Source organism: Paenibacillus phytohabitans, from assembly GCF_013141775.1.
Taxonomy (GTDB): Bacteria; Bacillota; Bacilli; order Paenibacillales; family Paenibacillaceae; genus Paenibacillus_AQ; species Paenibacillus_AQ phytohabitans.
Genome location: NZ_WHOB01000089.1, coordinates 72,027 through 94,495, shown reverse-complemented (window position 1 = coordinate 94,495; position 22,469 = coordinate 72,027). Strand labels below are relative to the sequence as shown.

18 protein-coding genes, 1 tRNA gene and 1 riboswitch are annotated in these 22,469 nt (G+C 53.3%); of the genes, 12 read left to right on the top strand and 7 right to left on the bottom strand.

Annotation, left to right across the window (positions count from 1 at the left end; all coding sequences use genetic code 11):
• The first annotated feature begins 4 nt into the window (after positions 1–4).
• Together GC101_RS29620 and GC101_RS29615 are read left to right on the top strand one after the other, a co-directional pair.
• Positions 5–808, top strand: coding sequence for an AAC(3) family N-acetyltransferase (locus tag GC101_RS29620; protein WP_171720267.1), 804 nt, complete (start codon positions 5–7; stop codon positions 806–808).
• A gap of 68 nt (positions 809–876) precedes the next feature.
• Positions 877–1,515 carry a histidine phosphatase family protein gene (locus GC101_RS29615; RefSeq protein ID WP_171720266.1) on the top strand — a complete coding sequence of 213 codons (639 nt, stop codon included), beginning with the start codon at positions 877–879 and terminating at the stop codon, positions 1,513–1,515.
• A 436-nt stretch (positions 1,516–1,951) separates the two neighbouring features.
• Here GC101_RS29615 and GC101_RS29610 read toward each other — a convergent pair whose 3' ends face one another.
• Complete coding sequence (locus GC101_RS29610; protein WP_171720265.1) at positions 1,952–3,223, bottom strand: MFS transporter; 1,272 nt, start codon at positions 3,221–3,223, stop codon at positions 1,952–1,954.
• 5 nt (positions 3,224–3,228) lie between these two features.
• Positions 3,229–4,134, bottom strand: a complete 906-nt coding sequence (locus GC101_RS29605) for an ArsR/SmtB family transcription factor (protein WP_171720264.1) — start codon at positions 4,132–4,134, stop codon at positions 3,229–3,231.
• A gap of 227 nt (positions 4,135–4,361) precedes the next feature.
• Between GC101_RS29605 and GC101_RS29600 the strand changes: the two genes are divergently transcribed.
• Together GC101_RS29600 and GC101_RS29595 are read left to right on the top strand one after the other, a co-directional pair.
• Positions 4,362–4,964 carry an RNA polymerase sigma factor gene (locus tag GC101_RS29600; protein WP_343049838.1) on the top strand — a complete coding sequence of 201 codons (603 nt, stop codon included), beginning with the start codon at positions 4,362–4,364 and terminating at the stop codon, positions 4,962–4,964.
• Positions 4,951–6,117, top strand: coding sequence for a DUF4179 domain-containing protein (locus GC101_RS29595; RefSeq protein WP_171720263.1), 1,167 nt, complete (start codon positions 4,951–4,953; stop codon positions 6,115–6,117). The genes GC101_RS29600 and GC101_RS29595 overlap by 14 nt, the downstream gene beginning before the upstream one ends.
• Positions 6,118–6,199: 82 nt before the next feature.
• Here the strand turns inward: GC101_RS29595 and GC101_RS29590 are convergent, their stop codons facing one another.
• Positions 6,200–11,293: an S-layer homology domain-containing protein gene (locus tag GC101_RS29590; protein WP_171720262.1), complete on the bottom strand. Its 5,094-nt coding sequence runs from the start codon at positions 11,291–11,293 to the stop codon at positions 6,200–6,202.
• Between the two features lie 272 nt (positions 11,294–11,565).
• Positions 11,566–12,843, bottom strand: a complete 1,278-nt coding sequence (gene serS / locus GC101_RS29585) for a serine--tRNA ligase (protein ID WP_171720261.1) — start codon at positions 12,841–12,843, stop codon at positions 11,566–11,568.
• 407 nt (positions 12,844–13,250) lie between these two features.
• Here serS and ssuE point away from each other — a divergent pair, with 407 nt between their 5' ends.
• On the top strand, positions 13,251–13,805 hold the full coding sequence (gene ssuE / locus GC101_RS29580; protein ID WP_171720260.1) for an NADPH-dependent FMN reductase: 555 nt from the start codon (positions 13,251–13,253) through the stop codon (positions 13,803–13,805).
• A gap of 105 nt (positions 13,806–13,910) precedes the next feature.
• Here the strand turns inward: ssuE and nrdG are convergent, their stop codons facing one another.
• A complete protein-coding gene (gene nrdG, locus GC101_RS29575) occupies positions 13,911–14,438 on the bottom strand; it encodes an anaerobic ribonucleoside-triphosphate reductase activating protein (protein ID WP_171720259.1) in 528 nt (175 codons plus the stop codon).
• Positions 14,435–16,420, bottom strand: a complete 1,986-nt coding sequence (locus tag GC101_RS29570; protein ID WP_042133144.1) for an anaerobic ribonucleoside triphosphate reductase — start codon at positions 16,418–16,420, stop codon at positions 14,435–14,437. Before GC101_RS29570 ends, nrdG begins: the two co-directional genes overlap by 4 nt.
• Before the next feature lie 96 nt (positions 16,421–16,516).
• Between GC101_RS29570 and GC101_RS36640 the strand changes: the two genes are divergently transcribed.
• From GC101_RS36640 to GC101_RS29550, 5 genes are all read left to right on the top strand, one after another.
• Entirely contained in the window at positions 16,517–16,642 is a 126-nt protein-coding gene (locus GC101_RS36640) for a hypothetical protein (RefSeq protein ID WP_256704072.1), read from the top strand.
• 116 nt (positions 16,643–16,758) lie between these two features.
• A riboswitch (cobalamin riboswitch) is annotated at positions 16,759–16,989 on the bottom strand.
• 341 nt (positions 16,990–17,330) lie between these two features.
• Positions 17,331–17,639: an MTH1187 family thiamine-binding protein gene (locus GC101_RS29565; RefSeq protein WP_042133148.1), complete on the top strand. Its 309-nt coding sequence runs from the start codon at positions 17,331–17,333 to the stop codon at positions 17,637–17,639.
• Positions 17,640–17,689: 50 nt separating this feature from the next.
• Positions 17,690–18,469 carry a sugar phosphate isomerase/epimerase family protein gene (locus GC101_RS29560; protein WP_171720258.1) on the top strand — a complete coding sequence of 260 codons (780 nt, stop codon included), beginning with the start codon at positions 17,690–17,692 and terminating at the stop codon, positions 18,467–18,469.
• A gap of 83 nt (positions 18,470–18,552) precedes the next feature.
• Positions 18,553–18,624, top strand: a tRNA-Thr gene (locus GC101_RS29555).
• Between the two features lie 190 nt (positions 18,625–18,814).
• Positions 18,815–19,552: a sulfite exporter TauE/SafE family protein gene (locus GC101_RS29550; protein WP_171720257.1), complete on the top strand. Its 738-nt coding sequence runs from the start codon at positions 18,815–18,817 to the stop codon at positions 19,550–19,552.
• A gap of 62 nt (positions 19,553–19,614) precedes the next feature.
• On the opposite strand, the gene GC101_RS29545 is transcribed toward GC101_RS29550, so the two are convergent.
• Entirely contained in the window at positions 19,615–20,547 is a 933-nt protein-coding gene (locus tag GC101_RS29545) for a zinc-binding dehydrogenase (RefSeq protein WP_171720256.1), read from the bottom strand.
• Between the two features lie 133 nt (positions 20,548–20,680).
• Here GC101_RS29545 and GC101_RS29540 point away from each other — a divergent pair, with 133 nt between their 5' ends.
• Positions 20,681–21,559 carry an MmyB family transcriptional regulator gene (locus tag GC101_RS29540; RefSeq protein WP_171720255.1) on the top strand — a complete coding sequence of 293 codons (879 nt, stop codon included), beginning with the start codon at positions 20,681–20,683 and terminating at the stop codon, positions 21,557–21,559.
• Between the two features lie 47 nt (positions 21,560–21,606).
• Entirely contained in the window at positions 21,607–22,029 is a 423-nt protein-coding gene (locus tag GC101_RS29535; RefSeq protein ID WP_171720254.1) for an ASCH domain-containing protein, read from the top strand.
• The last annotated feature ends 440 nt before the right edge of the window (positions 22,030–22,469 follow it).

Here is a 22,469-nt window from a genome sequence, read left to right as displayed (position 1 = left end):
TGGAATGGAAGAAGTACAAGGAACACTGATTACCGTAGATACACTTGCCGCCGACTTCCGTAAGCTGGGCGTGCATGAAGGAATGACCCTGCTGCTGCATTCTTCCTTTAAATCACTGGGACAGTGGGTGGCCGGTGGTCCGGTTGCCGTTATCCTGGCGCTGGAGAAGGTGCTGGGTGAAGAAGGGACGCTCGTTATGCCTACGCAATCCTCGGATCTGACCGATCCGTCAGGCTGGAGCAAACCGCCGGTGCCGGAGGCCTGGTGGCCCGGCATCCGGGAGCATATGCCTGCATATGACCCGGACCTGACTCCGCTTAGAGGGATGGGCGTGATTCCCGACTGCTTCCGCAAGCAGCAGGGCGTCCGGCGCAGCAGCCATCCGATCGACTCTTTTGCCGCTTGGGGGAAACACCGGGATGTCATAATCGACGGGCATAGCCTGGAGTACGCCTTCGGTGAGCATTCTCCGCTGGCCCGGATCTATGAGCTGGGAGGAAGCGTGCTGCTGCTTGGCGTAGACAATCTTAATAATACCTCACTGCATCTGGCGGAATACCGGGCAGACTATGCCGGGAAACAGGAAGTCATGGCTGCAGCGCCGATGATGGTGGACGGAGTCAGACAATGGATGGAATTCAGTGATTACAACTGGAACTCGGATGATTTCGCGGAGTTGGGCGCGGACTTTGGCCGGGAGACCAGGCTTGCTGCCAGCGGCCTGGTGGCCGCATCGGCGGCACAGCTGATTCCGCAGCGGGAGATTGTGGATTACGCGGTGAAGTGGCTGGAACGCAAGCGTACGTAAGAGGTGCAGAGGCGTAATTGATTATGGATAGAGCAAGAGAGCTATCGTCTTGAGAGGAGCAGAGTTTCATGACTACAACAACGGTGTACATTACCCGGCACGGGCAGACCGAATGGAATGTGCAGAAGCGGATGCAGGGCCATCAGGATTCAGAGCTTACGCCGCTGGGCGTCCGGCAGGCAGAATGGCTAAGCAGGAGCATGGAGCAGGTGGAGCTGGACGCGGTGTACGCGAGCTCTAGTCCCCGGGCGCTGCGGACGGCGGAGATTATCATGGGAGAGCGGGACTTGCCGCTTACGGCCTGCGATGAATTCAAGGAGATCGGCATGGGAGTCTGGGAAGGCCGTGATACCGCAGAGCTGCAGCTTCAGTATCCGGAGCAGCATCAGTTCTTCTGGAGCGACCCGGAGCAGTTCAGTGTAGAGGGCAGTGAGACCTTTGCAGCGGTGCAGGAGCGTGCGCTGGGCAAGCTGCGGGAGATCGCAGACCTCCACGAAGGCGGCTCGGTGCTCATTGTGACGCATACGGTGGTGATTAAGGTGCTTATGGCTTATTTCGAGGATAGAGCCATGAACAAGCTCTGGGATCTGCCCTACATCTATCCTACCTGTCTGTGCAGAATCGATATCACGGACGGTGTGCCCGAGATTGTGCTTCACGGCGATACCAGTCATTATGAGACCACTGAGGACGGGATGGAATCCTGATTCTGCAGCACGAACTTCTTAAGAGAAACAGGGCGATGTGCATGACGGCATCGCCCTGTTTGACGTGTTGTGCCGGCCGCTTCCTGCGGCTTCGCAGGTGAAGCAGCAGCTGGTTGCGCTGCGCTGCCTGTGGCTCCGTCCAGACTGATGAATTGCTGTACAAATTACAACAATATGTTTCTGGTGGGCAGCGAATCTGCAATAATCTTGCAGAAAGTGCAACAATCTAGCTCTGACCAGCATGAAATCGGCAAAAATCCTGCAAAAAGTACAACAATGCGCCCCGGAAGGCCCCTTCTGTGCGAAAATTCTGCAGAAAGTACAACATTTTACTTCTAGTCCACACGAAATTAAAGTGCCCGCCCGCCGGGAGTCCAAACATCTCACGCAGTTTCGACCGCAGCCTAGCGCATAATAATAAAAAGCAGAGTTCAGTCTATACAGTTATATTGCCCGTTAGGGTGACTTCACTCTTCGGACGCGTGCTCTGTTCCAGCACGGATAAGTCCCCGTCCAGCGCCTTCAGTCCCGTCCAGCGCAGCGCCACTCCTGCATACAGGGCAGGAAGAATTCCTGCGGCCAGCAAAAGAGCAGGCACCCCATAGAGCTCAGCGACCGCTCCTCCTGCCAGGGCACCGAGCGGTGACAGGCTCCCGCCAATCAGGAACCGGACCGAGTTGACCCGCCCCTGCAGGTGGCCGGGAACCAGCCGTCCATGCAGGGAGGAGCTTAAGGAACCGAAGAAAGGTCCCAGCAGTCCGGCGGCGAATACCGCAAATAGGGCAAAGAAATAGCTGGGGATGCCCCCCCACACCATTGTGACGATACCCGATAAGCCCAGGCTGCCGAGCATCACGATGCGCCGCTTCGTGATCTCGCCCATCAGGGAGATCACACCCAGTCCGGCTAAGTATCCGAGGGCAGAGGCCGTAGACAGCGAGCCCACCGCTGCTGCATCCCGGTGCAGCACCTCGCGGACATAAGGGACCATCATGGTCCATACGGCAATGGAGCTCAGATTGCTGACGGCGGCCATCATCATAATCGTCAGCATGGCGGGGAACTGCCGGTAGAACGAGAAGCCTTCGGCTACCTCCCGCAGATAGAGGGCTGTCGAGAAGCTGCCGGCGGGGGCTGCTGCCGGCTTACCCATGCGGGGCAAGAGCAGCAGAGTGGCTATCGCTGCCGTATAACAAACGGCATTGATGCCGAGCGCCGGCAAGGCCCCGCTGGCTGCGGTCAACACGCCGGCGAGGGCCGGGCCGAGAAGTGCGGCGGCACCCTTGCAGCCGTCGATGATGGCGAAGGCGCGCATCAGCTTGCTGGTGCTTGCGATGCCGGGAATCACGGCCATTGCGGTTGGCATGAACAAGGCGGAGCAGGCTCCGCTGAGACTGGCGGCAGCGAACAAATGCCACAGCTGCAGGTGGCCGGCGAGCCCCATGCCCAGCGGCAGCAGGAGGGCCAGCAGACGCAGCGACGCGAGGCAGGCCATGAACCGGACGCGGGGCAGCCGGTCGGATAAGGGGGAGCCGAGCAGGCGGAGCGCCTGCTCAGGAATCATGGAGCTGAGGGCAAGTGCACCCATAGCCAGCTTGGAGCCAGTCAGCTCATAGACAAGCCATTCCATTGCCAGCAGTCCAAAGGCATCGCCGAAGGCGCTCAAGGAAATCGTGGATAATAACCCGTAATAGCTGCGTTTGTGCATAGAACTCACCCCTCCAGGTATTCCCCGATTCGTCCGGGCAGGCCGTTCAGCGCCTCAAGGCGCAGGCTGTAGGACGTGTTTTTGCTGGTAGTATGAACAATGACCAGACCCGCCGCCCGCAGTGCGATCAGATGGTAGTGGATCGTGCTTTTGGACAGGCCGACCTCCTTCACAATCTCAGTGAAATTCAGCTGCCTGCCGGTCAGCAGGCGGAGAATGTAGAGCCGCGTCTCATCCGACAGCGCCCGGGTAAGCCGCAGCAGAGCCGGTGCGGGCCGCCCTTCTTCCGGAGGAAGAATATCACAGGAGTAGCTGGTGAACATAAATTCATCAAAGAGTGTGGAGGTTACGAGAGGCCGGGCATGATATTGCGGTGTAATAATGACCTGCTTCAGGGTTTCTGAAGGGTATAGCCGCATGCCTGCTGTGGCCGTCTCGTACACCTCCATATCATTCGTTCCGTTCAGCAGCGCCGCCCTTGCCGCAGCCTCCTGCTGCAGCCCTTCCATAATGGCCGGATCAATGCTGCTGAAATACCCCGTATCCCAAGCTCTGATGACCTCAGCGGCAGAGCTTCGCAGCTCGGCCAGGTTGGAGGGGACAGTCTGCCCGAAGCGGCCGGCAATCTCATACAGCTCACCCGGGGAGAGGGCTTCGAACCAGCCCAGGAACTTCTTGACCGTGCGCTCTTCCGGGCAGCTCCATATGTAAGGAGACAGACTGAAGTTATCGGTGAGCTTCATTACTTCTTTCATTTTCTGGAGCATAACGGGGGCGAACCGGGTCTGTACCTCGCGAATCCAGGAGATTCCAGCGTCCATAGCATTGTGGTTCTGCTTCCCGATAAAAGCATTTAAGCTGGAGATGCACTCATAGATTGGCGCGAAATCGACTGTTACCTTGTAATCCATAGGGGGTACCTGCTTTCTGGAGAAGTGATATTACGGCAGCGATATAATGAACAAATGATAACTATTTTCGATTTAGTTCTATAAATATAGAACATATTATTAGTTTTATAATAAACGAACAAATTTGCATTTGCAAGGGCTGACTTCACGAGTCTCCAGGATTTTTTAGAGCGCGTGTCACAAAATCAGGATTTTGACAGTTATACAGGCATAGAGGAGGGGGAGCTGTGGATGAAACGGAAATCTGCCGGACGAATAGAGATGCAGAACAGGAGCAGGCGGCAGAGCTGACCATGGAGCAAAGGGTTGAGAAGGTTCAGCTGGGAGATATACAGGCCTTCACTTGGATCATCAGACATTTTCAGCGGCCGATCTACCTGTACTGCTATTACCTGCTGGGTAACCGGGAAGAGGCGGAGGATGCGGCTCAGGAGATTTTTATCAGAGCCTTGGAGCGGGTGGGGCAGTACTCGGCAAAGGTCTCTTTCTCGGCCTGGCTGTATACCATTGCACGCAACCATTGCCTGGACCGGATTAAACAGAGGAACAAAGGCTTCAGGCTGCTCTCCATCTACAGGAGCCATCAGCAGCAGGCGGAGTGCGCCGAAGGTTCACGATATACGGAGGTTGTTCATGAACTGCTGGAGAAGCTGAGTATGGAGGAACGGCAAATTCTGCTGCTGAGGGCACTGGAGGAGCATAGCTTTGAGGAAATCGGAACGATTATGGACTTGAAGCCCGGGGCGGTCCGCAAAAAATATGAGCGGCTGCGCAAAAAACTCGGACGCCGTCAAAACAGTGGAGGGATGATCGCTCATGAACCACGCTAACTGGGAGGAAGAAGAATTGGAGCGGATCGGACGGATGGTCCGTGATACACCGGTCCAAGTAGATCTGGAAGAACGCATAATGAACCGGTACAAGGACGGGCAGCAGCGGGGAACGAGGACAGAACCAGTCGGACTATGCAGAAGACGAGGCAGTGTACTTCGAAGGGGTACAGGCATAGTGGCTGCGGTGCTGCTGCTGCTGTTTCTGCTGATCACGGGGACAGAGTTTATCTCTCCGACGCTGGCCGCGTCCATTAAGCAGATTCCGGGGATGGAGTCGATCTTCAGGCTAGCCGGGGATCTGGGGCTGCGGAATGCGGATCAGCAGGGGCTGGCGGCAGTACAGAAACCTGAGCTGAGCGATACCCATGACGGACTAACGCTTATTGTACCTGAAGTGCTGTACGATGGAATTCGCGTATCACTGGGGATCGGGCGCCAAACGGATGTATTGGAGTTCCGGCAGGGGGATGTTAGTGATCTCATGACAGATATTAAGCTGTCGATCAACGGTGAGGATATTAATACCTATGGTCCGCTTGGCAGCAGCGGCGGCGGTTCGTTTGGCCCGTTCTTGCTTCGCGGGAAGGATGCGGATTCAAGGATCATTCAATTCACGGATTTGCAGAATCAGGGGGGGCGGGCGTTCCCGGATGATTTTGAGCTTACGCTTACCATAGACGTACAGGGGATCCAGGAGCCTTTTGTAATTAAGCTGCCGGTGCAAAAGAAGACCTATCACAGCATCATTGCGGAGCCGTTAATCCGCCAGAGCTCCGGTATGATTTTCACACTCGATACTGTTGAGCTTACTCCGATTACAACGAGGATCACCACCCGGCTTGAACGGCCTGCAGGTCAGCCTGTCGATCATAAGGATTTCTTGGGCTATGACCTTGTGGATGATCAGGGCCATGTATTGCGGGAGATCAACGGGTCTACCGGCTGGAATGCCACAGGAGGCAATGTGCTGATCGCTGCTGCTCTATTCGAACCGCTCCAGTATAAGACGGATCATATTACGGTAAAGCCCTTCCGGATATTGTCCATAGACACAGAGGGGAACCAGGAGAAGGAGTATATCCCTGAATTTGAGGTGGAGGTGCAGGTACCGGTATCATTGCCGGATCCGGTGCCATCACTGGCGAAGTAATCATACCCGTATAAAAAGGCGGCACCTGCAGCGCATTATGCGCCGCGGGTACCGCCTTTTCAATGTATAACTTTGAGCCTGGTCAGTTAATGAATTGAAGTGACTTCAAGGTCTTCTCCAGCATCGTAGCGGCTTCCGCACGGGTAGCCAGCTTCGCCGGAGCGAACGCGCCGTCAGGTGTCCCCTGAATGATGCCTTCGGCAGCTATTCCTGCTACTGCTGCTCTGGACCAGTCCGGGATGCCTGCAGCATCACTGAATTTAGCCAGCACTGCCGGATCGGCAGTCAGGGTTTTGCCGGTGTACTTGATGGCTTTGGACAGGACCGCAGCCATTTCCTGGCGGCTGATCGGATTGCCCGGCTTGAAGCTGCCATCCGTATATCCGGTAATCAGACCTGCTGCGGCTGCTGTCTGTACGGCATCAGCATACCATGCACCTGTACTGACATCACTGAAGGTGGTTCCTCCGCTTGCGGATGCGAGTCCGAGAGAGCGGGTAATCAGTGCCGCGAATTCTGCCCGCGTGATAGACAGCGAAGGCGAGAAGGCGGTACTGCTGGTGCCGGTAATAATCAGCTTGGAAGCCAGCAGCTCAATGGATGATTGCGCCCAGTGCCCTGTAGTATCACCGAAGGTCTTGGTGGACTTCACAACCGTATAGTAGCTGTTGCTGTTGCGTTTGATCGTCACTTCAGTATTTCCGCCTGAGATGCCGGCGAAGATTGAAGGTACGAAGGACAGCTTGCCGGTAGCCGGGTCATAGGATACGGCTGTTGCCCCTTGAGAACTCAACGCTCCCGTTGCAGTGATAGTCCGCTTCACGTAGGTGCTGCCGAAGCTGTTCAGCGGCACACTTGTATTGCCGGCCTCAGCGGTAACCAAGAATTCAATGACCGGTGCGGCCAGAGTGACGGAGCCAGCCTGTGCTGCGATAGCCTTATTCAGACTGTCGAGTGTGGCGGTAGCCGCCTGGAGCAGAGAGACTGTAACCGTAAAGTCACTGGTACCAAGCTGGGCAGCCAGTGCCGTTCCGTTAATAAGGCTCAGCGGCAGCGAATAGGATGCTCCGCCGGTAGAGGTGAAAGTCAGCACTGTATTTGGTTTCGCAGCAGCCTGCTGAACCAGGACACTGCCCGGCAGTACAACTTGAGCACCGCCTGCTGAAGCAGTAAGCGGGATGATCAGCTCACTGGTGCCGGCAGGCAGGGCTGCGAGCTGTGCAGTCAGATCAGCTGCGGTAATCGTTGTTACCTGCGGCGGCACTGCTGCTGTGGCAGTAGCTGTTGGACTAGGTGATGGTGTTGCAGTTGGTACCGTTGTTCCCGGACCTCCACCTGAACCTGAAGTCGGTGCCGGTGTTGGTGTAGGAGTCGGTGCCGCACCTTTCAGGTCTGTGATGCGTCCTTCAAGGCAGGAAGTCACCGGATTATGGCTCTTCAGGTAGGCTAACAGGACTTCAAAATCTGGTAGACCCAGCTCATAATACCGTCCGTCTGCTTTGGCTGAAGCCAGCGCACGGTAGAAGTCGCCGCCTCCTGCCATGAAGGAGTTCGTGGACAGGATGTAGTAGGCTGCCGGATCAACAGGCAAGTAGGAACCGTCCGCCTGCTTGATATCAACGGAAACAATTCTTTCGCCAGCCTGAGTTACTTTGTTGGTTAATGAATCTACAATCTCCGGCTTTTTGGTCGAATCATAGGTGTATCGCATACCGGAGACGTGTGCGAACCGGCCCTGGTCGGAGCTGATTCCGCTGACCGCATTCTCCAGTGAGGAGATGATTTCAGCACCGGTTACTTTAAGTGCGGCAAGGCCGTTACCGAAAGGCAGGGTGGTCAGCACCTCGCCCATTGTAATGTCACCAACATTGATGGCCTCACGTATGCCGCCGCCGTTCTGGATAGCAACAACACCCTTGATGGAGGCGCGATCGCTAGCCGAAACGAAGCTCGGCAGGAGTTCTGTGACTTTCTCCGCGATGCTGTCGGCAATCATATTCCCGATGGGTGTTTCTTCACTGCGTACAACACGTGTCGATTTGCCATTGATCATGCGGTAAGTGTAGAGATCGACATTGGTGTAGCCTACAACCGTACTCCGTACAGTTGCCAATTCGGCATCGTATGGAGCAAGGAGTGCGCTAGCCGCAGCGTCTGGACCAAACAGGTTAACGTCCAGCAGTTTGCCTTTGTAAGTCTTGATTTCACCGTCTTTGTCGAAGGTGACGTCAAGCTCACCGAGGAACTGGCTGTACTCACCGGTCTGCACAATCAGTACATTCTTGCCGGTGCCTACATTGACGATTGGTGTTGGAGGATTATCCACCTTCGTATGTGAATGTCCGCCGACGATGATATCAATACCCGGAACGGCCTTGGCCAGTTCCTGATCAACGGTGTAACCCAGATGGGTAACCGCGATAATCTTGTTGATCCCTTGCGCCTCCAGGGCCTCAACTGTCTTCTTTGCACTTTCTATATGATTCTTGAAAATGATCTTATCACCTGGCGAAGATAATCCGACCGTGTCCTCGGTAGTCAGGCCGAAGATACCAATCTTTTCGCCGTAAACATCCTTGATGACCGATGGATAGATGTTTCCGTCCTTGGCTGTACTCTTGGCCTCATCGGTTTCAAGTATTCCGGTCATCTCATGATAGAGATCCGCAAGCTCACTGTTATTCGTGGTGAAGTCGATATTGGAGCTGGCAAACGGGAACTGGGCGGCCGTTACGAAATTCTTCAGCACTTCCGGTTGTTCCTTGTTCATATCGAATTCATGGTTACCGAAGGTCATTACATCATAGCCGATGTTATTCATGAACTTGATATCTGCCTGGCCCTTGAACTGATTGAAATATAAGGTTCCGGAAAAGACGTCACCTGCATCCAGCAGTACAGTATTGCCTGTCCGTTCGCTGCTGGTAGCTGAAGTGCGTTTCGCCACATTCTCTAAATGACCGTGAGTATCATTGGTATGCAGTACCCGCAGATTGAAATCCTCGGTAGCGAAGTCAATTTGTGCGAGTAGCGGATCATGGTCACTGATCCGGATATCGGCCGGGAATTCAGTGCCTGGAGGATAATCTCCCGGATCAGCAAAGTCCGAGTTGATATGCACGATGTCGAGTGTGGTGTCTGACGCCAGTCTATTGTTGACGAGGATATGATCCAGCGTCTGTGAATTGCCTTGGAATACGTAGGAGTAACGTTCGTTCAGCGGCAGGGTATTTACGAGATTCGTAAGCGCGCTGCCTTTGAGAATATTCAGCGTATTGGAGAACTGGAAGTCATTCAAATCGCCGAGTACGACGACATTGGCATCCGCATTCTCTTGGAGCACATCCTCAACGAAACCGTTGACGATCTTGGCAATCTTGGCCCGCTGGACTTCCGTTGTGAAGACCGGAGGCTGAACGGAGCCAAAGAGGTAATTGTCGCTGCTCTTGGAATTGAAATGGTTGGCGATCACGATTACATCGTTGCCTTCGAAAGTAAATTCCGCAGCCACCGGCTTGCGCGAGTCAATGAAGGCTTCGTTCGTCGGATCGATGCGTCCCGGATTCACACTAAGACCGGAGGTCTTGCTGTAGGTGACGGATTCAGTGGCAGAACCGGATGTGCCTGATTTCAGTGCAACGCGGTTCGTATTGTACAGGAAGCCTGAACGGATATTGCCTTCCGGAACGCCGCCGTCCTGATTGTTAACCGGAGCGATGTCGGTGTAGGCATAAGCGGATGCACCGCCGTCGATGTCTTCAATGGCGGCAATCAGTACTTCGAAGCTCTCATTAGCCTCGGTAACACCAGTGCCCGTACCATTATTATCCTGCACTTCGGTCAGGCCGATAATGTCCGGCGTTTTGAGATTGTTTACGATATCCTTGGCTACATTTTTGATCTTCTTGGGATCGTTAAGTTTAGAGAAGTTCTCAATATTAAAGGAAGCAATATTTAATTTGCCTTCTGCATTGGAAGAGAGAGAAGTCACTTCCCTTTGCAGTTTGCTGGGTGAGACATCCGGCAATGTGCCCGTTTCCGTGGAAATCAGGAATTTGCCGTAATCATAGTTCATAATACCGGTAATGTTGCTTGTGAACTGCTGACCTGTGGTGAGCACCGGTGCAGATTTCACGGAGAGGATCAGGCGCTGGGGATTGAAGTCAGCACCAGTCAGCACCAAGCCGCCCGCAGCAGAAGTGACTTCAGTCGTGTTGGCTGTTCCGTTAACTGTAACCACAGGGATTTCGAACGTGCTGCTGGAAGCATAATAGACAGCAGGGCCCACAGTGGTTGGTTTGGTAAGCTCCAGACGCATACCTTCCAGACTTTCGTAGAAGTCGATGGCATCCGTGTCAGGTTCAAATTTGACAAACTTATCATCATCGATAACCGTAGTCGGTACCACACGTCCGCCAGTACCCAGAAGGGTTGCTGCCGGAAGCGGATTGCCGATGCTGAGAACTGTAGTTTTACTGGCGGCGATTTCGGTAGTCGTCAATTGTCCGGAGAAGCCATACTCCTTGACAGTTCCGTCTACGGTTATAGCATCGCCCACTTTAACGGCACTGCTACCGCCTTTTTGGTAGATGAGAATGGCTTCAGAAGTTTTGATATCGTTATCCATATCAGCGGTTGCGGATTGGATATAGAAGTTGTTCGCGTCCTTGATGTAAGTGACAATACCTTTGACGTTGGTAACCAGGCTGTCAAGGTATGGAGATGTATGCGAAGCACCTTGAATCTGGCTGATCTTCAGATTGTCCAGTACAGCTGCAACCGTGTATTTAAAAGTAGCTGTTGGACCTTTCTCCAAATCGGGTAATAAAGAATAAGCTTTTATGGTAAGGGTGGTATAGTTTGAACCGACCACGATAGGGGATTCATACCATACGTTTTCTGCTTCTGCAATAGGGCTGTCGTTAGTGTATACGCTGTAATACACGCTTGCTGTTACTGAAGTGCTTAATGTAATGGTGGAACCTATGCCTACTTTGGAACTTGAAGCGGGGGATGCTGTGACTGAGGGGGCTTGGGTGATGCCGACATCAAACGGTACTGCTTCTGCTGAAGCCGTGCTGACCCCGGATGAGAATCCCGGGAATATCCCGGTCAAGAGCAATGCAACCGCAAGGAATAGACTAAGCGGCCTCCTGCATTGTGAAGAAAGTTTCATGTAAGTATACCTCCCCATAAAATATCATTTCCACTTAAATATAATAGAGATAATAGGTTTCCAAAGCAATTTTTCGTCAAAATTTGTTAATAGTGCATAAATTAATAGGAAGAATTCCTAAAATATTTTAATATTTAAGGAAAATTATTAGGAATACAGCTGAATTTCCTGAAAACTATGTAAACTCAATGTTATTGCAATGTAAAGTATGAAAGATAATAGAAACGGCCCCGCTGCCCATTGAAGGACGGCGAGGCCGTTTCTACTTGTTTCTATAACATCAGCTTATCTGCACCGCCCATATAAGGCCGCAGTGCCAGCGGAATATAGACCGATCCATCTTCCTGCTGATGATTCTCCAGCAATGGAATCAGAATGCGCGGCGTAGCTACCGCCGTGTTGTTCAGGGTATGGCAGTACTGCAGCCGCCCGTCTTCATCGCGGTAGCGGATACCTGAGCGGCGGGCCTGGAAGTCAAGCAGATTCGAAGCCGAATGGGTCTCCCCATAAGCCTCTCTGCTGGGCATCCAGGTCTCGATGTCATATTGCTTATGTGTCTTCATCGCCATGTCGCCGCTGCAGACGGCCACTACCCGGTAAGGCAGCTCCAGCAGCTGGAGAATATGCTCGGCATTGCCGAGAATCTCCTGCAGCATCTGCTCCGACTCTCCGGGATCGTTCCGGCACATCACCACCTGTTCGATCTTCGAGAACTGGTGCACCCGGTACAGCCCGCGTACATCGCGGCCTGCCGAGCCTACCTCACGGCGGAAGCAGGCCGACATACCGGCCAGCCGCAGCGGCTGCTCAAGCTCAAGCGTCTCATCGCTGTAGAGCGAGACCAGCGACACCTCCGAGGTGCCGGCCAGCCAGCGCTTTTCTCCCGTCAGCTCATAGGTCTGATCCATGCCGCCGGGGAAGAACCCGGTCCGCTCCAGCGCTTCCGGCCGGACGATTACCGGCACATCCATCACGGTGAAGCCGCGCTGCATCAGCACATCCAGCGCCAGCCGCTGTACGGCCAGATGCAGGAGCAGTCCGGCCCCCTTCAGCACATAGCTGCGGGGTCCACCGGCTTTGACCCCGCGTGGGATGTCGAGGATGTCGTGCAGCTCTCCGAGCTCGACATGGTCCCGCGCGCTGAAGCCGAACACCGGCGGCGCGCCATGCCGCCGCAGCTCTACATTCGCGCTGTCATCGGGCCCGATCGGCGTATCCGCCGATATGGGGTTCGGCGCGAGCAGCAACAGCTCGCCGCAGCGGCGCTCCGCCTCCAACAACTCCGCCTCCAGCGTGGTCAGCTGGGCGTTGATTGCCCGCACCTGCTCCTTCGCCTGTTCGCCGCCTGCAGCGTCGCCCTGGCGCAGCAGGCGCTCGACCTCTTTGGTCAGCGCGTTCCGGTCTGCCCGGCGCTGCTCCGTTTCCCGGCGGGCAACCCGCCGCCGGTCATCCCATTCCAGCAGTTCCGCAAGCGGGAACGCTATCTTTTTCCACTCTGCCGTCTTCCGTACAATGTCCTCATTCTCCCTGATCCAGTTCATGTCCAGCATGCCGCTATCGCTCCTTTTGTGTTAAAAAAATGCAAAAAACGCCCTCATCCATGGGACGAGGAGCGTCAGCTCGCGGTGCCACCCAGGTTGACCTAATTCCGTTTAAATAGCTGTAAAGCGCGGAATAAGGCCCTCTTTGGTCTTCGCGGTAACGGGCGAAACCCGGTAAACTTAGGGAACAGGAGAACTGCTCCGGTCGCAGACGCCTCGCGGTTGGATGCCGGTCATTGGCCTGGTCGGGATATAGGTTTGCCGTTTATTATAACCAGAGAAGGGCCGGGTTGCAAGCACATTTGAGGTTTGACAATATTCCCTGTACTCTGCTAGGATTATTACTAATTTAAAGTATTTGTGTCCGGCACAGCAGCCCGGCATATCTTATAAAAGCGGACGGAAGAGGTGCGGAAGTGGCCAAAATAGTGGTAATTAACGGTACGCCATCCCTGGTATCCCGAATCAATGCGGTGATCGAATATGCGGAGGGGGATCTGCGGGAACGCGGGTTTGAAGTGGAACGGATTAATATAGCGGAGCTTCCGGCGGAGGATCTGATTCATACCAGGTTTGAGAGCGAAGCCATCGTCAAAGCGAATGGCCTGGTGGCTGAAGCGGATGCGGTGATCGTCGTCAGTCCGGTGTACAAAGCTTCCTATACGGGAGTGCTGAAGACCTTCCTGGATCTGGTTCCGCAAAAAGGGCTGGCCGGCAAAATCGTGCTGCCGCTCTTCATGGGCGGTAGTCTGGCCCATCTGCTCGCGATCGACTATGCGCTGAAGCCAGTGCTGTCTGTGCTGGGCGCCCGGCATATTCTTGGCGGAGTCTACGCGGTAGACTCACAGGCTGTGCGCAACGACCAGGGTGTCGTTGAGCTGGCCGAGGAGCTGAAGCTGCGGCTGAACAGCGTGCTGGAAGAACTGGCGGATGAGACAGCGTATAAGGCGGCACGTAAGTCGGGAGAGTAGGCGTAAGATATCACCCTCCTGAGGAACATAAAAGGGCGCTAAACCACCGGAATGCGGTAGTTTAGTGCCCTTTTTGCTGGGTGTAAGCCCGGCTTTTACCGTGATTTATGCCCTTTGAAAGCTTAGCGCAGGCTCCCAAAGTATAACCGTATTCCCGGCAAGGCTTGCCGGGATATCTATAATCCGCTGGTTGCTGCTTCCCCGGTAGGGGAGAGTGGTGTCTTTGAGTTCCTCTACAAATCGTCCGTCGATGACCACCTGGCACAAGGCCAGCAGATTCCATTCCGGCGAACCGGGGGAAGCCGTCAGCTCCTCGTACGTATAACCGGTATAGATCCAGACCGGGAAGCCCGGCAGCTCGGTGCGGAGCTCATGGATGAAGTCAGCCGCTCCCTCTGCCGAGAAAAAAGGGTCCCCGCCTGCCAGCGTCAAGCCGTCCAGCAGCGGATTGTCTGCTATCTCGGTGATAATCTCGCGCCTGCGCTCCGGAGTGAAGACCTCTCCATAGTTGAAGTTCCAGGTCTTCGGGTTGAAGCATCCGGGGCAGCGGTGGCGGCATCCGCTGAAGAAGAGGACCGCCCGCAATCCCTCTCCTTCATTGATCGACTCCGGATAATATCCGCAGATGTTCATAGATGCTTAACGCGGTCCCGTACTTCGGCTTGCTTGGCGGCATTGAAGCGGGTCTGATAGTCGCCGGTCAGATATCCGGTTACCCGGCGCAGCCGGCGGATATGCGTTGTGTCTTCATGAGCGCCGCAGGATGGGCAATTCGTGCCGATTACACCTTCGTGGCCGCAGCCGGAGCAGCGGTCGATCGGGTGGTTGATGCTGAAATAGCTGATGTCCTGCTCCAGCGCGTATTTGATGATTTTGACGAATGCTGCAGGGTTGCTGCGGGCGTTGCCGTTCAGCTCTACATAAGAGATCGCTCCGGCGTTGCAATATTCATGGAATGGAGCTTCCAGGCTGATCTTCTTGGCTGCGCTCAGGTCGTAATAGACCGGAATGTGGAATGAATTCGTATAGTATTCACGGTCCGTTACACCCGGGATGGAACCGAGAACCTTGCGGTCTATCTTGGTGAATTTGCCGGAGAGACCTTCGGCAGGCGTAGCGAATAGAGTAATGTTCAGATCCAGCTCTTCGCTCTTGCGGTCGCAGTATTCACGCATGTGGCGGACAATAGCCACTGCCTTGGCATGGACCTCCATATCTTCGCCATGGTGTTTGCCGTACATAGCCTTCATGCACTCGGCCATACCGATGAAACCAAGGGACAGGCTGCCGTGCTTCAGCAGTTCACCTACGCTGTCTTCCGGTGCAAGCTGTTCGCCGCCTTCCCAGACGCCTTCACGCATCATGAAATCGGAGGCTTTGGCTTTCTGGGAGGCCTGAATGCGGAACCGGTGCAGCAGGCCGTCCAGCGCAACATCCATATAATGATTAAGATCTTCGAAGAAGCCTTCCTCGTCAGCGGCAAGGCGGCGGCCGGTTACTGTGCCGTAAGCCAGTCCAAGACGTACAAGGTTAAGCGTATTGAATGAAAGGTTGCCTTTGCCCGAGCAGTGATTACGTCCGAAGCGGTCGCCCAGAACACGTGTCCGGCAGCCCATCGTAGCAAATTCAGTATCCGGATCGGTTGGATCGTAGTACTGCATATTCAGCGGAGCATCCAGATTGGCGAAGTTCGGATACAGCCGGCGTGCAGAGCACTCTGCCGCTTTCAGGAACAGCTCATAGTTAGGATCACCAGGCTGCTGGTTGACACCCTGTTTGCATTTGAAGATCTGAATCGGGAACACCGGTGTTTCTCCGCTGCCAAGTCCGTTCATAGTAGCAGTTAAGAGGGAGCTGATCACCAGCTGGCCCTCCGGAGAGGTGCAGGTTCCGTAGTTGATGCTTGTAAAAGGAATCTGGCCGCCTGAGCGGCTGGACATGGTATTCAGGTTATGTACCATGCTCTCCGCAGCCTGAAGGGTTTCAATTTCTGTCTCTTTCAGGGCGAAACGGAAGGCACGCGGATACTTCTCTTCCAGATCGCTGCGGGTCATAGTGACCTCGCCGAGTGCTTCGCCGGCTGCACCTTCCTCGAAATATTCCATTCCTTTGCGGAACAGCTTAGCGAAGGATTTAGTGACATAAGGCGCCAGATCGTAATCCAGCTTGTTGGCGGATACGCCGCCGTACTGGGCATTCTGCTGGGACTGGAAAATAATCGCCACCAGCGACATAGCCGTCATAATCGAATTCGGAGGGCGGACGCTGCCGTTGCCGGTATTGAAGCCTTCGCGGAGAAGCCGTTCAAACGGGATGAAGATGCAGTTGGTTGTTCCAATGGCATATTGATCCAGGTCGTGTACATATACAACATTATCTTCAATAGCCTGCACGAGCTGTGGCGGCATCGTGAAATTGCGGGCGTACCACTTGGAATATTCACTGCCGAATTTGCTCATCTTGCCGGAGAAGCTCTCCCCGTTCAAGTTGGCGTTCTCGCGCAGCAGATCCAAATCCCGGCTGTCGATAATATCCCGTCCCAAATGAATAACTTCTTCCAAAAGAACTTCCTGTGCAGCTTGTCCTTCGTTATATCGTTTCTCCAGCAGCGTCATTGTATAGCTCTCTCCTCTCGGTATCGTAAGCGTGAAGCGTGTGCTCCATGACATCAGTAAAAAGGCATCTCCAGCCGGGAGGCGGGAAATGCCCGAATGCGTATTGCAAATATCCGAAACAGCGGACATTTGCCGGTGGTCTATGTGGAAAATACGAACGGGCACAGGGCTTGTCCTGTTCTGGAACCTGTTCTTGTACCTTCCGCAGAAGCCGATACCTGAGGACGATACTCTATCGTCCTCAGGTATCGGCAGCCTCTGGCCCGATTAACGGAAAGGCTAACTCTGCTCGTGCAGGCCGCATGCGGGCACCTCGCCTGTTCCTCGCAGGAGTCTAACCGGTGCCACAGAAACAGGCAGGTCTCCTGGCTTCCGGCATGCCCTCCGGCGCCTTCCCGAGGGGCCTCGCAGCCCCTTAGTGGCTTGTTGCCTTAGGATGCTGCTCCAGCGGCGTCTGGCGGCTGGAACATCCGGTTACAGTGGCGGGACCGCAGCGGATTTGCACCGTGTTTCCCTATTAAGCTTCAACCCTAGCAAGAGGGCGAAACACCTGTTTCTACTATATTTTGTTGTTGTTAAATAAAAGTAACTCAATATATTGTGTTTGTAAACATTTTTTTGCGAATCCGCGCGGGGAGCGGGTTCCGCAGGTTTACTCACAGATGATCCACAGTTAGTCCACAGGTAATCCACAACTTTCCTGTGGATATGGCCTTAAATGAGTCATAAATTGTCCCAAAAGATGCCACAAAGACTCCATAAATAGAGTGCGTCTAATCCTGGTAATTTTACAGGGGAGATAGTAATAGAGAGGGGGTTTCTATGGGTATTTGTGGGAGGGGCGCTGAAGGGTTACAATTAAGGAGTAAGGATAGAACAGACTCATCAAACTTGCAGGAGGGATTTCATAATGGCGATTGGCGAAGTGACCGTTATTCCGATTGGCACTGGCAGTACCAGTCTCAGCAGCTATGTGGCCGATATGCAGCGTGTGCTGCAGACCGTGGAGGGGATTACCTATGAGCTTACTTCGATGGGGACTATTATTGAAGGGCCGGTTGCACGGATTCTTGCTGCGGTAGAAGCGCTGCATGAGTCACCGTTTACGTCAGGAGCACAGCGGGTTTCCACCTCGCTTAAGATTGATGACCGTCGTGACAAGCCTTCTACGAGCCGCAGCAAGCTGGAATCCGTGGAACGCAAGCTGCAAGGAGAGTAAAAAGTATCTGTAGTTGTAATCAGATTCAACCTATAAGGAGCGGATCTTTCATGGCAAAAGCCTCACAACAGATCGGGATTCAAATGTACACACTGCGTGACCAGACGGAGCGCGATTTCCTGGGTACACTGGGCAAAGTTGCGGAGATGGGATATCAGGCGGTAGAATTCGCCGGTTATTTCGGCGTGTCTGCAGGAGAACTGCGCCGTACATTGGACCGGTTGGGTCTTGCTGCACCTTCGGCGCATGTAGGCCTGGATTTCAGCAGTCTGGATAATATGGAACGGGCGTTAGCCAAAGAAATTGAATATGCGAAGGAGCTTGGGTTACAATATATGATCACCCCTTCGGCACCGCTTCCGCAGAACCCCTCAATGGAGGATGTGACGGCGGTGATTCCATTCCTGGAGAAGGCCTCCGCGATGGTCCGTGCAGCAGGCCTGCAGTACGGGTATCACAACCATGATTATGAGTTTGCGGAGGTAGACGGCAAAGCAGTCATCGATATATGGCTGGAACAGATTCCTGCGGAGCATATGTTTGCAGAGTTCGATCTGGGCTGGGTACACAGGGGCGGAGCACGTCCTATTGACTATGTCTCCCGTTATGCCGGCCGTGTTCCGCTGGTCCACATTAAGGATTTCGGGGCAAATAATGAAGAGACTGACCTCGGGAAAGGGCAGGTTGATTTCCGGAGCGTCTTTGAGGCGGCAGAGAAGAGCGGGATTCTGTACTATATAGTAGAGCAAGAGGCTTATGCCGTGTCCTCGCTGGAGAGTGCGAAGGAGGCGCTTGGTTATTTCCGCGGGCTGGGGCTTATGCAGGGGTAGGCAGAGGTAATAGTCAAAAAGGGTTGCGTTTTCTGCTGAAAGAGTTATAATATTTTTTGTTTGGCAGGCAGACTATCCTTTAAGCTGGTGTAGCTCAGGGGTAGAGCAACGCACTCGTAATGCGTAGGCCGGGGGTTCAATTCCCTTCACCAGCATCTTTTGAATTCATATGCAGCGCGGCCTCCTGGGATTTCGGAGGCCGCGTTTTTTATGTCCTTCTACCATCCTTCTTCCCTTTACTCAACTAAAGTATGTGTGCCGAAGATCATGGAAGCGAATCTTTGGAAAATTAATATAGGCTGGCCTTCTGAATATATTAAATAAAGATTCTTAGGAGTGTTGTGGTTGGGCGGATACTTATTTGTATTATTAGTAGGGTTGGTAGCAGGAGCTATAAGTGGTGTTATAGGGACAGGCTCATCCATCATGTTATTGCCTGTTCTAGTCCTTACATTTGGTCCAAAACAAGCTGTACCCATCATGGCAGTTGCTGCTGTCATGGCGAATATTTCAAGGGTTATTGCCTGGTGGCGTGAAATCAACTGGAAAGCTTTTGTAGCCTATTCCATTACAGGTGTACCTGCTGCAGCGTTGGGTGCCCGTACTTTGTTGATATTGCCAGTGCATATGGTCGATATTGGACTCGGCATTTTTTTTCTCGCGATGATACCTTTAAGACATTGGCTCGATGCCAAAAAAATTCATATTCGCTTATGGCAGCTTTCCGTCGCCGGCGGATTGATTGGCTATTTGACTGGAATCGTTCTTTCAACAGGGCCTCTAAGTGTCCCGGCATTTAGTTCCTATGGATTGATAAAAGGAGCATTTCTTTCAACAGAAGCTATTAGCTCACTTGCACTTTATATTAGCAAGGTTGTGACTTTCCAAGAGCTCGGGGCACTTCCGAGAGAAGTGATTCTACAGGGTGTTATTGTAGGTCTCTCTCTCATGCTTGGCACTTTCGTTGCCAAGAGAGTGGTGCAGCGTATGAGTATTGCGTCATTCCGATATGTCTTGGATGTTCTCCTCTTGTGTTCCGGACTTTCGATGCTGTGGACTGCATTCGTTTCTAGTTCAAGATAGAGCGACGCGCTGTGAAAAGCTGGCAAGAAGATTTCCGCCAGCAACCTTATGCTTATAAACCTTTATTCGATTAACAGCACGGCCTTACCGGAATATCTGCGTTCCAGCAGCGCCTCGGATACCTCCGCTATCTTCTCCCATGACGCTTCCACTTCAATGAGGGGTATTAATTGGCCTGTTGAGAGGAGGCCGGCCAGCAGTTTGAGATCGTCGGCTACGGAGTAACGGCTAACTTCTTCTCCAAGAAAGAAGCTGTACAAGGTTCTGCCGCCTAAGCCTCTGACATCAAGTGTGGAGTAAGGAGAGGCTGAATGTCCCATCGAGACTAGGGTCCCTCCCGGTTCCAGCTGAGGCATCAATGCAGCCAGTGTATCACCGCCCACCGAATCCACGATTAGATGATAAGGCCCGAAAGGAATTGCCTGAGATATCGCAGCTTCTCCAACCACAACCTCATTAGCGCCGGCTTCCCGGGCAACCTGGGCTTTTTCCTTTGTTCTTGCTACACCTACTGTAAATGCCCCGGACTGTGCGGCTAACTGATGAGCCATGATTCCCACGCCTCCAGTGGAGCCGGTGATCAATATTTTCTTGCCGAGCAGCATCCCGCCCTTTCTAAGGGTGTAAAGTGCGGAAAGGCCTGCTACAGGCAAAATGGCGGCTTGGGCGAAGGTTACGTTATCCGGTATCTTTGCCAAGAACGAAACGGGAACTGCTACTCGCTCTGCCCATGCCCCCATCGGAAGAAGTCCGGTGACACGGCTTCCTTCTCTGGGTCCGGTGCCGTTCCGGGCTTGCTGGACAACAGTTCCGGCGAAATCCCAGCCCGGCCGGAATCCCTCAGCCACCTTCCTTGCATCAACAACTTCACCCCGGTTAAGGGAGAAGGCATGCACTCTAACGATTGCCTCCCCGGGCTGGGGCTGCGGTGCGGCGACTTCCTTGACGGTCAAATATCCCTCAGCCGGTGAGTCTGTAACAATTGCACGATTCATAGAATCTCCTCCATAAATATAATTAGATGCGTAATGGAAATTGCGCCCTGTTTTCATAGTGGAGTATACTGTAGGAATTGGCTTGTACCAAGAGTAGAACTACACCTCATTATGGATAAAGGCGGTGAGCCTGATGACTATACGTAAGGATAGGGACGTTCAGGATGAGACGATGAAGGGGTTAATCGCTGAAATTGAGAATCTTCGCGTATCACGTCAACTGGATTATGCTAATCAACCCCATCCGTTGTTGAAACGGTTTACTCAGCAGGAGCTTAACGATATGGCTTGCCCTACGTATAAAAACCTATTAATGGGACGCTCACACCGCATGCCGGATCGCCGGATGATTATCTGTATTGCTGAATATCTGGAGTGTACAGCCGTTGAACGGAATGCTCTGCTGCTGGCTGCCGGTTATCTCCCGGTCTATCCGGCGCTTGAAGGCGCAGCTATGGAGCAGGCGCTGGAAGAAGTGAGGCAGATCCTGAGTAGCCTGCCGCTGCCGGCAATGATTGTGAACCACATGTTAAATATCAAGGCGGTGAACGAACGGTTTAGCCGGTTATTTGAGCTGCCAGCTTCCTCTGCTTTCTATAAGGGCTTGAATATGGCCGATCTTCATTTCAATGCTGATTATCCTGTGCGCTCCCGCTCGACCTTCAATGCCGCATCCTTTGAATTATGGGAATCTCATGCAGTGGAGGGTATACATGCTTATCAAAAAATACACACCGGCTCCAGACAGGAGCCATGGTATACGCATAGCCTCGAAAGACTCCGGCAATACAGTGATTTCAATAAGTACTGGAATAAGCGGCCTGACAACACAGGTAACGAGTATGGTCAGCACAAAATGATCTTAGCCAGAATGGGTGCCTCAGATAAGTTGGTTCCTATCCGGTACAAGCAAATTCATATTTCCGCGGGCCATCATCTATATCCAAGAATTGAGGCCTACTTACCGGTCGATGAAGCTGCTCATACAGTTTTTGAACAACTGGGAAGCTGAGTGAAAACTGGACATTATGTGTTTTCTGGAATGGAGGCAAGCCTTGTATGAAGTGTCTGACGATTCGCCAGCCTTGGGCCACCTTAATTGCGCTGGGTGAAAAACAGATCGAGACCCGTTCCTGGCCGACGTCTTACCGGGGGGATTTAGCCATCCATGCCGGTATGCAGGTAGATAAGGCCATATGCAAGACGGAGCCGTATCAATCAGTGCTTGCCCGGCACGGCTACACCGCGGATAATCTGCCCTCCGGAGTAATCCTTGCGACCAGCCGGCTGGCCGGTTGCTGTGGGGTTACGCCTCAACAGGCGCAGCAGAGCTGGCCGGGCGGGAATGAATATGTGTTCGGCGATTATGCAGAAGGCCGGTACGCCTGGAAGCTGGAGGGGGGAGTTGCGCTGGCTCATCCTATACCTGCCAAGGGGCGCTTAGGTTTCTGGGAATATCCCGTTCTTGAGGAGGAATGGTGAATCCGTTTGTGACCAAATAAATAAAAATTTCATGCAGATCAGCTGTCAGCGGGTATGATAGGGATATTCAGCGGGTAATCTTCTTATATATATGGAAAGCGGACTCTGCGGCGGTATGCTGCAGGAGCCAGGGCAGAATTGCCGGGAAGGAGCGTATGCATAAGAGATGGGCAGCCTTCTTATCGCATGGCTTTGTATGCTTTGTTTGTTTATTGTGTTTAAGGATCAGGTAAGCCGGAAGATCCTGTATCCCGTAGCGGCTGTGGTTATCTGCGGCACGCTTGGGTATTGGACGATTTTAATGTAATCTTTATCTGGGTATCAGCTTATTTTCAGGTAAGGGATGTATATTGGGGTTACCAAACATCCCCCGGTGTAATATGGTACCCTGAGGTCTTGCCGATCATGGCGGGCCTCTTTTTTATGAGGGGAGAAACGCT

Bases quoted from the DNA above. Each gene is read 5' to 3' on its own strand.
- GC101_RS29620 (WP_171720267.1), top strand. From the start codon at position 5: ATGGAAGAAGTACAAGGAACACTGATTACCGTAGATACACTTGCCGCC.
- GC101_RS29615 (WP_171720266.1), top strand. From the start codon at position 877: ATGACTACAACAACGGTGTACATTACCCGGCACGGGCAGACCGAATGG.
- GC101_RS29610 (WP_171720265.1), bottom strand. From the start codon at position 3,223: ATGCACAAACGCAGCTATTACGGGTTATTATCCACGATTTCCTTGAGC.
- GC101_RS29605 (WP_171720264.1), bottom strand. From the start codon at position 4,134: ATGGATTACAAGGTAACAGTCGATTTCGCGCCAATCTATGAGTGCATC.
- GC101_RS29595 (WP_171720263.1), top strand. From the start codon at position 4,951: ATGAACCACGCTAACTGGGAGGAAGAAGAATTGGAGCGGATCGGACGG.
- GC101_RS29590 (WP_171720262.1), bottom strand. From the start codon at position 11,293: ATGAAACTTTCTTCACAATGCAGGAGGCCGCTTAGTCTATTCCTTGCG.
- serS (WP_171720261.1), bottom strand. From the start codon at position 12,843: ATGCTGGACATGAACTGGATCAGGGAGAATGAGGACATTGTACGGAAG.
- nrdG (WP_171720259.1), bottom strand. From the start codon at position 14,438: ATGAACATCTGCGGATATTATCCGGAGTCGATCAATGAAGGAGAGGGA.
- GC101_RS29570 (WP_042133144.1), bottom strand. From the start codon at position 16,420: ATGACGCTGCTGGAGAAACGATATAACGAAGGACAAGCTGCACAGGAA.
- GC101_RS36640 (WP_256704072.1), top strand. From the start codon at position 16,517: ATGCGTATTGCAAATATCCGAAACAGCGGACATTTGCCGGTGGTCTAT.
- GC101_RS29565 (WP_042133148.1), top strand. From the start codon at position 17,331: ATGGCGATTGGCGAAGTGACCGTTATTCCGATTGGCACTGGCAGTACC.
- GC101_RS29560 (WP_171720258.1), top strand. From the start codon at position 17,690: ATGGCAAAAGCCTCACAACAGATCGGGATTCAAATGTACACACTGCGT.
- GC101_RS29545 (WP_171720256.1), bottom strand. From the start codon at position 20,547: ATGAATCGTGCAATTGTTACAGACTCACCGGCTGAGGGATATTTGACC.
- GC101_RS29540 (WP_171720255.1), top strand. From the start codon at position 20,681: ATGACTATACGTAAGGATAGGGACGTTCAGGATGAGACGATGAAGGGG.
- GC101_RS29535 (WP_171720254.1), top strand. From the start codon at position 21,607: ATGAAGTGTCTGACGATTCGCCAGCCTTGGGCCACCTTAATTGCGCTG.